The sequence below is a fragment of the Pseudomonas sp. Irchel s3f10 genome, from assembly GCF_900187515.1.
GTDB lineage: Bacteria > Pseudomonadota > Gammaproteobacteria > Pseudomonadales > Pseudomonadaceae > Aquipseudomonas > Aquipseudomonas tensinigenes.
Genome location: NZ_FYDZ01000001.1, coordinates 141973 through 154016, shown reverse-complemented (window position 1 = coordinate 154016; position 12044 = coordinate 141973). Strand labels below are relative to the sequence as shown.

Here is a 12044-nt window from a genome sequence, read left to right as displayed (position 1 = left end):
CACTTCTGAGCGTGATCTGCTATGGAACAAACCTCGAATCTGACGACCCCGGCAGTGGAAAAAACCAGCGGCTGGATCAATGGTTTTATCGGCGTGGTCATCTTCAGCGGCTCGCTGCCCGCCACGCGCCTGGCGGTGCTGGAGTTCGATCCGGTGTTTCTCACCGTGGTCCGCGCCGCGATCGCCGGGGTATTGGCGGTAGCGCTGCTGTGGCTGTTTCGCGAGCCGCGCCCGGCGCGCGATCAGTGGCTGTCGCTGTTGATTGTCGCGCTGGGCGTAGTGCTCGGCTTTCCACTGTTGACCGCCCTGGCGCTGCAACACGTGACGTCGGCGCACTCGATTGTGTTTGTCGGATTGCTGCCACTGGCCACGGCGATTTTTGCCGTGCTGCGCGGCGGTGAGCGGCCACGACCGGTGTTCTGGGTTTTTTCAATTCTCGGTAGTGCGTTGGTGGTCGGCTTCGCGATTGCGCAAGGTCTGACTGCCTCGCCCACCGGTGACCTGTTGATGCTCGCTGCCATTCTCGCTTGCGGCCTCGGTTATGCCGAAGGCGCGAAGCTGTCGCGAACCCTCGGCGGCTGGCAGGTGATTTGCTGGGCGCTGGTGCTGTCGCTACCGCTCATGGCGCTTTTGAGTCTGTGGCTGGCGCCCGCCTCGTTCAGCACGATCAGTCTGTCGGCGTGGTTGTGTCTGGGCTATGTGTCGCTGTTCAGCATGCTGATCGGCTTTGTGTTCTGGTATCGCGGCCTGGCTCAGGGCGGGATAGCGGCAGTGGGTCAGTTGCAATTGCTCCAGCCGTTTTTTGGTCTGGCGCTTGCGGCAACCTTGCTGCATGAACAGGTCAGCCTCGGCATGCTCGCCGTGACGTTGGGCGTGATTCTGTGTGTGGCCGGGGCGAAGAAATTCGCCAAATGAGCCTCAGGCGCCCGCCTTCCACTCCCGCGGACTGAGCCCGGTCTTGCGCCGAAACGCCCGGGCCAGCGCCGACGGACTTTCGTAACCGACCTCCTCGGCAATCAGCGCAATCGGCTTGCCTTCACGCAGGCGCTTCTGCGCCAGACTGACGCGCCAGCTCAGCAGATAATCGGCCGGCGTCTGCCCGACAACGCGGCGAAACTGCTCGGCAAATCCGGCGCGGGACAGATTGGCGACCGAGGCCAGATCCGCCACGCTCCACGGTTTTTCTGGTTGCTCGTGCATCAGATTCAAGGCACGCGACAGACGTGGATCAGCCAGTCCGGCGATCATCCCCGGTTGTTGCTCGCGACTGCTGATCAAATGCCGTAACAGCAGAATCACCAGCAGTTCGAACAGGCGATCCATCACCGCCACCCGCCCGCAATGCCCTTCGAACGCTTCCTTGAACAGCCATTCGACGGTGTTGCCCAGTTCCGGGATGTCCGTCAGTTTCAGCACCAGATAATCCGGCAGCGCCGCCGCCAGTGCATTGCCGGAACCGCCATCAAACGTCAACGTTGCGCAGACTACTTGGGTGTCCATCGCCTCGTCGGCGAACATGCGATGGGCAAAGGGTCGGGGGAAGAAAATCAGCGACGGCTCACTGAGGCGGATCTCGCGTTCGCTGCCCGGCTTGAGCAGCAACTCGCCGGCCTGCAACAGATGCACATGGCCGACCGGCTCATTTTCATGAACAGCGACGCCGCAAAACGCGCCGCTGTGAAAAGTCCCGGCAGACACGCCGAAATGGCTGAGCAATGTTGAAAGGCGATCCATGGACGACTCCAAGAGCATATCTGGACGATCTGCCGCATATCCTCGACGATTTGCCGCCAATCCACCAGCCTCACTCAATAACATGACCTCCATCCCCGGCGCACTGCGCACCGGACTCTCGGAGAATCCCCATGAGCCGCATCCACGCTATCAGCCTCGAAACCGCCACCGACGCCAGCCGCCCAGTGCTGGAAGGCGTGAAAAGGAAAATCGGTTTCCTGCCCAACGTCTTCACCACCCTGGCCAAAGCACCGGTAGCCCTCGAAACCTACGTACAAGCCTCGGCGATCCTCGGCAAAACCTCGCTCAGCGCCCAGGAAAAAGAAGCGGTGTACCTCGCCACCTCACAGGTCAATGGTTGCGACTACTGCCTGGCGGCCCACACCTTGTTTGCCGGCAAGGCCGGGCTCTCGGCCCAGGACATCGCCGCCGCCCGCCAAGGCGAACTCAACGCCTACGCCACCCTCGCCCGTCAGCTGACCGAAAGCCGCGGCCATTTGAGCGATGAACAGATCGCCGCCGCCCGCACTGCCGGCATCGACGACCTGAAGATCATCGAAGTGATTGCCCTGGTGGCCGTGCAGAGCCTGACCAACTACCTGAACAACGCGGCGCTGACCGATATCGACTTCCCGGCCATCTGAATCCGGCCACACAAAACCTGTTGGAGCTGACCTGCTCGCGATAGCGGTGTGTCATTCAAAGCATCTTTGAGTGACACACCGCTATCGCGAGCAGGCTCACTCCTACAGTTGGATCGGGTACATCAGCAAGAGATTGGTCGGCTGGCAGGCCGCCTTCGCGAGCAGGCTCGCTCCCACAGAAAAGCAAAAGCAGTACCCACCTCGCACCGCATCGCTTCTAACCACTCAATAGGCCGAGTGTCAGCTCGCCTGCTCTTGATCTTGATCCACGGGCAACGTCGGAAGGCTGAGTGGAGGGATTGATCCGGGGGTGGGAGCGCAGCGACCGTTTGGCGCAGCCAAATGCATCGAGAGGAGGTGCAGCGAAGCAAACCGTAGGCGATGCGCCCGGAGGGATCCCGGAGCGAAGGAACCCCGAGCCCCAGCGAGCGGGCCGCACGCAGGAGCAAGCCTTTTTGGTTACTTTTTCGGCGTCTGGAAAAAGTGACCCGCCGTAAGGGCGGAACCCTAATCAGCAACACCCGCAGCAACGGATATGTACCCGGTCAGCCAGATAATCAGTGATCCTCCTCACCCGCCCGCTTCAACAACTTCTTGCACCGCTCAGACAAATGAAACACCTGCAAATGCTTCCCCGCCTTGGCATATCGCTCCCGCAGAGTCTTCAAAGCAGCAATCGCCGAATAATCGACAAAACTCAAATGCCGACAATCCAAAGTCACCCGAGCCGGATCATTAGCCGGATCGAACTGATTGAGAAACGGCGCAGTCGAGGCAAAAAACAACGTGCCATGCAGACGATAAAGCTTGCTGCCGTCAGCCTCGAGATGCTCATCAGCGTACAACTCACGCGCCTGCTGCCAGGCAAAGTTCAGCGCGGCGATGATAATGCCGCACAGCACAGCAGTGGCCAGATCAGTGAACACCGTAATAGTGGTCACAGCAATGATCACCAGCACATCGTTAAGCGGCACTTTGTTCACCACCCGCAACGACGCCCAGGCAAAAGTCTGCTGCGACACCACAAACATCACACCCACCAGCGCCGCCAGCGGAATACGCTCGATCAGCGGCGACAGAAACAGAATGAACAACAGAATCAGCACACCAGCGACCACACCGGACAAACGCCCGCGCCCACCGGAGCTAAGATTGATCACCGTCTGACCGATCATCGCGCAACCGCCCATACCGCCGAACGCACCCGAGACCATATTCGCCGCACCGAGCGCCACGCACTCACGATCCGGATAGCCACGGGTTTCGGTGATTTCATCGGTGAGGTTCAACGTCAGCAGGGTTTCCAGCAAACCGACCAGCGCCATCAAAATCGCGTAAGGCGCAATGATGCGCAGGGTTTCGACATTCCACGGGATGTCCGGCAAAGCGAAAGTCGGCAAGCCTCCGGCAATGTGCGCCATGTCGCCAAGGGTGCGGGTCGGCAGGCCGAACAGGTAGACCAACAGGCCGACGCCGAGGATCGCCACCAGCGCCGGTGGCACCGCTTTTGTCAGACGCGGCAAGAGGTAAACGATGGCCATGGTCAGCGCCACCAGCCCGGTCATCAGGTACAGCGGCGTACCGCTGAGCCATTCCTCACCGCTCTTGAAATGCTCGAGTTGCGCCAGCGCAATGATGATCGCCAGACCGTTGACGAAACCGAGCATCACCGAATGCGGCACCATGCGCACCAGTTTGCCCAGGCGCAGCAGCCCGAACGCCACCATGATCAAACCGCCAAGCAACACCGTCGCCAGCAAATACTGCACGCCGTGTTGCACCACCAGCGCGACGATGACCACGGCCATCGAACCCGCCGCGCCGGAGACCATGCCCGGCCGGCCGCCGAACAACGCTGTCAGTGTACAAATGATGAAGGCGCCATACAGACCCATCAGTGGATTGAGGTGCGCCACCAGCGCGAACGCAATGCATTCGGGCAACAGGGCAAACGAGGTGGTGAGTCCGGCCAGGACATCGGCGCGCAGACGAATCGGTTTCATGGCTTACCTATCGAGCAGCCACTGAGCGCGGCTGCAAGTGTTCGGGAAAAAGAGGGTTGCGGATGTTACGGAATTGTCGCGGATCGGGCCAGTGAACGCTGACACTTGTGGGTTCGGGCTTTATGCTGACGCGTTCCGGTAACCGTTGAGTTGAACATGTCTGCATTTCTGAGCGCCCGCGAGGTCTGCCAGCGTCTGCGTGACGCTGCGCTGGGTGTGCTCGCTTTCAAAGTCTGCGAGCGGCCTGCCGAGGCCGGGCTGGTCGCGGTCGATATTGAGGGCTGGCGCCTGCTGCTGGATGTTGAAGGTGGGCGGTTACACCACTGTGAATTTGCCCGCAGCGACGATGGGCAAGAAGGTGCGCTGGAGAGCTGGCAGCGTTACGGCACCGATCCGGTGAGTTTGCTCAGTACCTGGGAATTGGCGCAGATCGAGCAAATGCTGATGGCGGCCGTTCAGCCCTGACGCAAGTCGAGCAAATAGGTGTAGTAACCCGTATCGCGGACATAACCCAATGATTCATACAGCCCCTGCGCGGTGAAGTTGTCGGTTGCGGTTTCGAGCATCAGTCCTTTGGCGCCGGTCTCCAATGCAAAATCCCGCGCAATGTTCATCAACAGTCGGCCAACCCCGCGCCCACGGGCGGCGGGTGCGGTGAACAGGTCGCTGAGCAGCCAGGTACGGTGGGCATCGATGGACGAGAACGTCGGATACAACTGCACGAAACCCAGCGCTTCGCCGTGTTCATCCTGCGCGAGAGAAATCGTTGATTCATCGCCGGCCATGCGCTCGGCGATGAAGGTACGCGATTGCTCAAGGTTCGACGGTTGCTCGTAGAAACCTCGGTAGGCATCGAACAACGGCGCCAGCGCGTCCAGATGCGTCGTGTTCGCCCGCAGTGCCTGAATTGACATGTCTGTGCTCCTTTTCACTGAAATGATCGAAACAGCATAGCGCTGCCCTTCAAGTGTGCCGGCCTCATCGCTGTATAGTTTTGTATATTGCGAAACCAAAATCGCCAGAACCTTTCCATGCCATCCAGCCAACCTGTGTGTCCATGAGCGCCATCCGCGTCCGCAACGAGCAATTGATCCTCGCCGCCGCCAGCGAAGAGTTCGCCGCCAACGGCTTCGACGCCACCCAGACCCGCGATATCGCGGCGCGTGCCGGCGTGCCCAAGGCCAATCTGTATTACTACTTCCAGACCAAGGAAAACCTCTACGGCAAAGTGCTGCTGGGTTTTGTCGAACCGCTGCTGGAAGCCTCGGCAGTGCTGCGTGAAAGCGATGACCCGCTAACGGGGCTACGCGCCTACGTCGCCGCACGGATCCGGATTGCCCGCGAGCATCCGGCGATTGCCAAGGTGTTCAGTGGCGAGTTGCTGCTCGGTGCTCGACAGTTGCCGGATGAGTGCCGCGATCTGTTGCATGCCGAAGCGCGGCGCAATGTTGAATGCCTGCGCAGCTGGATCGAGCGCGGTTTGCTCGCGCCGGTGGATCCTGAGCATTTGATGCTGTTCATCTGGTCGGCGACGCGCACGTACACCAACATCGGCTGGCAGATGGGCCGGATCATGGGGCGCGAAGTGCCGCAGGATGAGGATTATCAAACGGCGGCGCAGACGATTACCCGGATGGTGCTGGAGGGCGTGGTCGTAGCGCCGCGGGTGGGCGAGATTCGTGGGGTTTTGTTTGCGACGTGATGGAGGAGTGCTGCGCAGATCAGGGCATGAAGTCTACGGGGAGTTCCAGATGATCTTTCATGCGCTCGTTCCAGTCGTGCAAGGCGTCGGGTAGACGTTTTTTCCATTTCGCAGCGTTGGTGTAATAGCGCAGACGCGAGTGCCCGGTACTGTCGTAGGTCACCAGCAGCACCCAGAAATGCCCAGCGGTTGACCGCATCAAGACGCCGGTACCGCCGAGGCCGCGCATCCACATCTCCCAGACCTGACTGCCCGGCACATCAGCAGAAGGCTCAGCGGTCATCAACGAGCCGGACTTTTCCACCAGCGTCTGATAATCAGTCTTGAGCAACGTGTGCAGTGCCTGGTTCTCTTCCGGAGTTTTAGCCAAGCCCAGGCTGAGCATGTCGTAATCCAGCGCCAGCGGTTGCTGCGAGGCGACAAAACGGCCGGTGTAATAGACGCCCAATCCGGCACTGCAATATCCGCCTGCACCCACGTGCGAAATATCCAGCACACCGTTGATGGGAGTGAACAACAGGGTGCACTTGTCTTCCGAATAAACGGCCTTACCGTCCTTGAGTGTGGCGATGCCGTCCAGATCACCGGAGTTGGCGCCCTCAGCTGCCGTAATGTCGATGCTGATGTGCGTAGCATCGCGGCGCTGGGTTATCACCGTCGCCGAGGTTGAAGTCCCCGGCGGAACAAGCTGCCAGGTCGCGTCCCAACTGAAGGGCTGAGTGGCGTGTTCAAGTTCGGTCAGGCGCATCAGGTACTGGCGGCGCAAACAGGCCGTCTGCTCACCACAGGCGTTGCGATTTTTCAGCCACTGCCGCTGGTCAGTCTTGAGGGCTTGGGCATCGGGGACATTAGCCAATGTCGAATGCCACAGCTTGCCCAGCTTCTCGTCGAGCAGCGAAATCTGCGGGTCACCACAAATGGCTTTTTCAGTTTTGCTGTTGGCCGTGGCGCAATCGAAACTGCTGGCCTGGGTGACAGCGGCAAACGCAAGGGACGTCAGCAGCACGGCGTGACGCAGGGAGATCGCGAACATCGAGAGATTCCATTCTTCGGACGGCGCGCAGTATGCCAGTGCTGCCAGCGAAAATCCCCACTGTAGGAGTGAGCCTGCTCGCGATAGCGTCCAGTCAGACGATGCTGCGCCAACTGACACACTGCTATCGCGAGCAGGCTCACTCCTACAGGTTTTGTGTGGGTTGTCAGAACGTGATTCCGGCTGCGGGTATGACGTCGATACGCGCCACGGAGCCGGTCAGATGCGCCAGATCCTTGTTGTGCTCGGTGATGATGTCTTCGGCGCTCATGTTGCCGTTGTCGACGGTGGAATGGGCGTCCGCAACGAGCACCACGTCATAACCCAGTTGATGGGCCTGACGCACGGTGGCGTTGACGCAGTAATCGGTTTGCAAACCGCAGATGACCAGTTTTTCGAAATCCTCGCTCGGCAGCAGTTTGCGCAAGTCTGTCTGGTAGAACGAGTCCGGCGTGGTTTTGCGTACGCGCAGGTCTTTGGGCGATGTCTCAAGCCCTTCGGCCAATTGCCAGCCTTCGGCACCATGGGCCAAGGGGCTGTCCTTCTCTTCGTGCTGAATCAGCACCACTGGCACACCTGCCTGGCGGGCGCGGGCGCTGAGACCGTTGATGGTGTCGATCACCCGGTGAATATCATGGCACTGATATTCGCCCGAGCAGAGGGCGCGCTGGACGTCGATGATCAGTAATGCGGTGGTCATGATGAGCCTTCCTTGATCAGTCCTTGAGACAGGGGCGGACGTGAGCCCGCCCCCTTTTTACGCCCCTCAGTAACCCAGTGACAAGCCGGTGTTGCGGCGCGGATCATTGGCGCCGTAGAAACGGTTTTTGCCAACGGGCTTACCGCCCAGCGAAGGTGCCCCCACCAGAATCGCGGCGATGTGGTTGGCGTCCTGCGGGCCGGCGAACTTGTGGCCCCAGCTCTCGAGAATCTTGCGCGTATCGGGGCTGGCGGCGAAGTCTTCGAGGTTGGTTTCCTCCGGCATCCACTGCTGGTGGAAGCGTGGCGCATCGACCGCTTCCTGAAGGCCCATGCCGTAGTCGATGACGTTGAGCATGGTCAGCAAAGTCGCCGTGATGATACGGCTGCCACCCGGTGTACCGACCACCATTACCACTTTGCCGTCCTTGGTGACGATGGTCGGGCTCATCGATGACAGCGGTGCCTTGCCCGGCGCTATCGCATTGGCTTCGCCCTGCACCAGACCGTACATGTTCGGCACGCCGACCTTGGAGGTGAAGTCGTCCATCTCATCGTTGAGGATCACCCCGGTCTTGCTCGCCATCACGCCAGCGCCGAACCAATCGTTGAGGGTGTAGGTGACCGACACCGCATTGCCCCACTTGTCGACGATCGAATAGTGGGTGGTGTTGCTGCCTTCATGGGGCGCTACGCCAGGTTTGAGCTCAGCCGACACGCCGGCCTTGTTCGGCTGGATAGCGTCGCGCAGTTTGGTCGCGTAGTTCTTGTCCAGCAGGTGCTCGATCGGATTTTTGACGAAATCCGGATCGCCGAGGTAGCTGTTGCGATCGACATAGGCGTGGCGCATCGCTTCGATCTGGTAGTGCATGCCTTGGGCCGAATGGAAGCCCAGATCCTTCATCGGATAGCCTTCGAGGATGTTCATGATCTGGCAGATCACCACGCCGCCGGAGCTTGGCGGTGGCGCCGAGACCACATGATAACCACGGTAGTCACACTCCACCGGCGCCAGTTCGCGGGTCTTGTATTTGTCGAGGTCAGCCTGGGTAATGATGCCTTTGTTGGCCTGACTCGAGGTGACGATGGCATCCGCGACCCAGCCTTTATAGAAGCCGTCGGCGCCTTTATCGGAAATGGTTCGCAGGGTTTTGCCGAGATCCTTCTGCACCAGTTTCTGCCCGACCTGCATCGGCTCACCGTTGTGCAGGAAGATCGAGCCGGAATCGCGCATGTCCTTCTTGAACACGTCGGTGGCGTATTCCAGCAACTCGACGTCACCCTGCTCCAGCGCAAAGCCGTCTTCCGCCAGTTTGATCGCCGGGGCAATCATCTCTTTGCGCGGTTTTGTCCCGTATTTGCTCAGCGCGAGTTCCATGCCGGAGACCGTGCCGGGCACGCCCACCGCCAAGTGACCACGCGTACTCAAATCGGGAATGACGTTACCTTCCTTGTCGAGGTACATGTTCGCGGTGGCCGCCAGCGGCGCTTTTTCGCGGAAATCGAGGAAGGTCTTGCGCCCGTCCGCCAGTTGAATGGTCATGAAGCCGCCACCGCCGAGGTTGCCTGCTGCGGGATACACCACCGCCAGCGCGTAACCCACGGCGACTGCCGCATCGACGGCATTACCGCCACTTTTCAGTACGTCGACACCCACATGGGTGGCCAGATGTTGCGCGGTGACCACCATGCCGTTTTCGGCGGCAACCGGTGCGACTGACGCCGCGTGAGCCATGAGACAGCTAAGTGCCAGTGAGGTCGCTATCAGCGTTTTGGCCAAAGGTTCGTACTTCATGAGTCGATCTCTTTTTTTGTTTTCAGGGTCTGTGCAAAACAGAGCGGGGAACGCTTCAAGAGCACCAAGCAGTATGGTCGGCTTTGCGTATTGCGCCTCCCCGCTCAGGCAGTATGCTGGTCGCTGTTGCCGCCCTGATCCGGAGTCTGCCGTCATGTCTTACACGTTCATCACCCTGCCCTCGCCCGTCGGCGAGCTGAAGCTGGTCGCGAACGGCTCACGACTGGCGGCCATCCTCTGGGAAAACGACAAACCGAACCGCGTGCGCCTCGGACCGATGAGCGAGGCACCCGACAATCCGATCCTGATTCGAACGGCTCGACAACTTGAAGAATATTTTTCCGGGACGCGGGACTGTTTTGATCTGGAACTGGATTTCGCTGGCACCGACTTTCAGAAAAAGGTCTGGGCGGCGTTGCTGACCATTCCATTCGGCGAGACGCGGACCTACAGCCAGATTGCCGAGCAGATAGGCAGCCCCAGCGCCGTGCGGGCGGTGGGTGCTGCGAACGGACGCAACCCGATTTCCATTGTCGCGCCGTGTCATCGGGTGATCGGCGCTTCGGGGAAGCTGACCGGGTTTGCCGGTGGGCTCGAGGCGAAAGAGCGCTTGCTGACCCTGGAGGGTGGGCAGTGGTCGCAAATTGGCAAAACAGGCGAGCTGTTCTGAATCAAGCGCCGAACAGGTTATTCATCGCCGCATACTGCAACAGCATGATGGTCTTGGCGTCGCAGATCTCACCGCGCTGAAACGCTGCCAACGCTTCGTCGAATCGCCACTCCAGCACTTCCAGTTCTTCGGTCTCCTCTTCCAGACCACCACCGTCGCTGACCTTCGCTGCCGCGTCGTATTCGGCAATGAAAAAATGCAGCTTTTCGGTCACCGAACCGGGACTCATGTACGCCTCGAACACCTTCTTCACGTCGTGTACGCGATAGCCGGTTTCCTCTTCGGCTTCATCGCGAATCCGTTGCTCCGGCGCAGCGCCTTCAAGCAACCCGGCAGCCACCTCGATCAGCAATCCGTCATGGCCATTGACGAACACCGGCAAGCGGAACTGCCGGGTCAGTACCACCGTGCGCTGTTCACGGTTGAACAACAAAATCGCTGCACCGTTGCCTCGGTCATAGACTTCACGAGTCTGACGCTGCCACTCGCCGTTGTTGCGGTGATAGTCGAAGGTGATTTTCTTCAGCAGATACCAGTCATGGGACAACACCTGAGTGTCGACGATGTTGACCCGCTCGGTTGTGTTGGACATGACGCTTGATCCTGTTTCCTGAATAAGCCGCCATGGTCGAATAATTGCGCAAACAAAAAAAGCCCGGCAGCGCTACCGGGCTTCTTTATTTGCAACTAACGAGCGATGTGCGAAAGCTTGTCATCGACATCCGACTCGGCGGAACTCACTCCATGAATCAACGGCCCATAACGCCGACTGAACTCCCAGTTGTACGGCAAGCCATCCTTACTGGTGCCGTTGTCCCAACTCACCGACCAGGTCATCAAGCCTTTGATCGGCAGCCCTTTGATCGCCAGGCGTTTAAGGACGTTACCGACCACGGTTTTGTCGATCACATAACCGGTGGCAGCCGCATCGTTGTTGGCCGGCAGGCCGATGACGAACTTGTCCGCCGGGATCCGCGTAAAGCCGCGAGTGCCGGTCACCAGGCTTTCAGTCAGGTAGAAGAGGAAATCCTCCTTCAGCGCATCGTTGTTCTGCGCGATCCACGCACCTGCGCCGTTGTTGGCTTCCGGTACCCAGACACCGTCGCCGCCCTGGTTGTAGAACTGCGGGGCGATGAAGTCGTAGTAGCCTTCCAGTGCCTGCAGGTAGCTCACGTATTTGCCGGTGCTGGTCAGGTACGGAAACTCCGGGGCCATGCTGATGATGAAGTGCTTGCCCTGGCCTGCGTAGTGATCCTTGACCCGTTTCAGCGCGGCCGGCAGGACGGTCTTGTTGGCAGCGAAGTCAATCGCGCTCTGTTCAAGATCGATGTCCAGCCCGTCGAAACCGTAGGTTTCCACCAGACGGATGATTTCATTGGCCAGCGCTTGTTCCTGACCACTGCGCAATTCGATGTGCGCATCGGCGCCGCCGAGGGAAATCAACACTGCTCGCCCCTGGCTGTTGAGCACGCCGACCTGGCGGCGGAACTCGGCATCGGAAACGTTGAACGGCTTGAAGGTCGGAATCCCGCTGCCCTTCATGAAGGCCACCGCGACCACGTTGTACTCCTTGGGCACCTCCTCAAGCGAGAGGCTGGCGAAGCGACCCTGGCGGTAACCATCGCTCGGACCCGCAGGCCAGTTGTGCCAGAAGCCCATGAGGATCTTTTTACCGGCAATGCTCGGCATCAGCGAAGCGGCATCGCTCGCCGCGCTTTGCACTAAAGAGAAATCGATTTGTGACATGTTCTAATCCTTCAGAAC

12 protein-coding genes and 1 pseudogene are annotated in these 12044 nt (G+C 59.7%); 5 read left to right on the top strand and 8 right to left on the bottom strand.

Features of this window, described 5'->3' with window-relative positions; all coding sequences use genetic code 11:
- Positions 1-21: 21 nt before the first annotated feature.
- Positions 22-915 carry a DMT family transporter gene (locus CKW17_RS00695; protein ID WP_095118255.1) on the top strand — a complete coding sequence of 298 codons (894 nt, stop codon included), beginning with the start codon at positions 22-24 and terminating at the stop codon, positions 913-915.
- A 3-nt stretch (positions 916-918) separates the two neighbouring features.
- Here CKW17_RS00695 and CKW17_RS00690 read toward each other — a convergent pair whose 3' ends face one another.
- Complete coding sequence (locus CKW17_RS00690; protein WP_095118254.1) at positions 919-1734, bottom strand: AraC family transcriptional regulator; 816 nt, start codon at positions 1732-1734, stop codon at positions 919-921.
- 131 nt (positions 1735-1865) lie between these two features.
- On the opposite strand from CKW17_RS00690, the gene CKW17_RS00685 reads away from it, so the two are divergent.
- Positions 1866-2378, top strand: coding sequence for a carboxymuconolactone decarboxylase family protein (locus CKW17_RS00685; protein ID WP_095118253.1), 513 nt, complete (start codon positions 1866-1868; stop codon positions 2376-2378).
- Positions 2379-2935: 557 nt separating this feature from the next.
- Here the strand turns inward: CKW17_RS00685 and CKW17_RS00680 are convergent.
- Positions 2936-4381 carry a SulP family inorganic anion transporter gene (locus CKW17_RS00680; RefSeq protein ID WP_095118252.1) on the bottom strand — a complete coding sequence of 482 codons (1446 nt, stop codon included), beginning with the start codon at positions 4379-4381 and terminating at the stop codon, positions 2936-2938.
- Between the two features lie 156 nt (positions 4382-4537).
- Here CKW17_RS00680 and CKW17_RS00675 point away from each other — a divergent pair, with 156 nt between their 5' ends.
- Positions 4538-4846, top strand: a complete 309-nt coding sequence (locus CKW17_RS00675) for a hypothetical protein (RefSeq protein ID WP_095118251.1) — start codon at positions 4538-4540, stop codon at positions 4844-4846.
- On the opposite strand, the gene CKW17_RS00670 is transcribed toward CKW17_RS00675, so the two are convergent.
- Positions 4837-5295, bottom strand: a complete 459-nt coding sequence (locus CKW17_RS00670) for an N-acetyltransferase (RefSeq protein WP_095118250.1) — start codon at positions 5293-5295, stop codon at positions 4837-4839. The two genes, CKW17_RS00675 and CKW17_RS00670, sit on opposite strands and share 10 nt — an antisense overlap.
- Before the next feature lie 143 nt (positions 5296-5438).
- Between CKW17_RS00670 and CKW17_RS00665 the strand changes: the two genes are divergently transcribed.
- The gene (locus tag CKW17_RS00665) at positions 5439-6083 is read left to right on the top strand and encodes a TetR/AcrR family transcriptional regulator (RefSeq protein ID WP_095118249.1); all 645 of its coding nucleotides are present in this window, start codon (positions 5439-5441) and stop codon (positions 6081-6083) included.
- A 19-nt stretch (positions 6084-6102) separates the two neighbouring features.
- On the opposite strand, the gene CKW17_RS00660 is transcribed toward CKW17_RS00665, so the two are convergent.
- From CKW17_RS00660 to ggt, 3 genes are all read right to left on the bottom strand, one after another.
- Complete coding sequence (locus tag CKW17_RS00660) at positions 6103-7116, bottom strand: lysozyme inhibitor LprI family protein (RefSeq protein WP_095118248.1); 1014 nt, start codon at positions 7114-7116, stop codon at positions 6103-6105.
- A gap of 166 nt (positions 7117-7282) precedes the next feature.
- The gene (locus CKW17_RS00655) at positions 7283-7816 is read right to left on the bottom strand and encodes a cysteine hydrolase family protein (protein ID WP_095118247.1); all 534 of its coding nucleotides are present in this window, start codon (positions 7814-7816) and stop codon (positions 7283-7285) included.
- A 66-nt stretch (positions 7817-7882) separates the two neighbouring features.
- Positions 7883-9610, bottom strand: a complete 1728-nt coding sequence (gene ggt, locus CKW17_RS00650) for a gamma-glutamyltransferase (RefSeq protein ID WP_095118246.1) — start codon at positions 9608-9610, stop codon at positions 7883-7885.
- Positions 9611-9764: 154 nt separating this feature from the next.
- On the opposite strand from ggt, the gene CKW17_RS00645 reads away from it, so the two are divergent.
- On the top strand, positions 9765-10280 hold the full coding sequence (locus tag CKW17_RS00645; protein ID WP_095118245.1) for a methylated-DNA--[protein]-cysteine S-methyltransferase: 516 nt from the start codon (positions 9765-9767) through the stop codon (positions 10278-10280).
- Position 10281: 1 nt separating this feature from the next.
- Here the strand turns inward: CKW17_RS00645 and CKW17_RS00640 are convergent, their stop codons facing one another.
- Together CKW17_RS00640 and CKW17_RS00635 are read right to left on the bottom strand one after the other, a co-directional pair.
- Positions 10282-10872 carry an NUDIX domain-containing protein gene (locus CKW17_RS00640; protein WP_095118244.1) on the bottom strand — a complete coding sequence of 197 codons (591 nt, stop codon included), beginning with the start codon at positions 10870-10872 and terminating at the stop codon, positions 10282-10284.
- A 152-nt stretch (positions 10873-11024) separates the two neighbouring features.
- Positions 11025-12026, bottom strand: a pseudogene (locus tag CKW17_RS00635) (chitinase); the annotation flags it as partial.
- Positions 12027-12044: the final 18 nt, after the last annotated feature.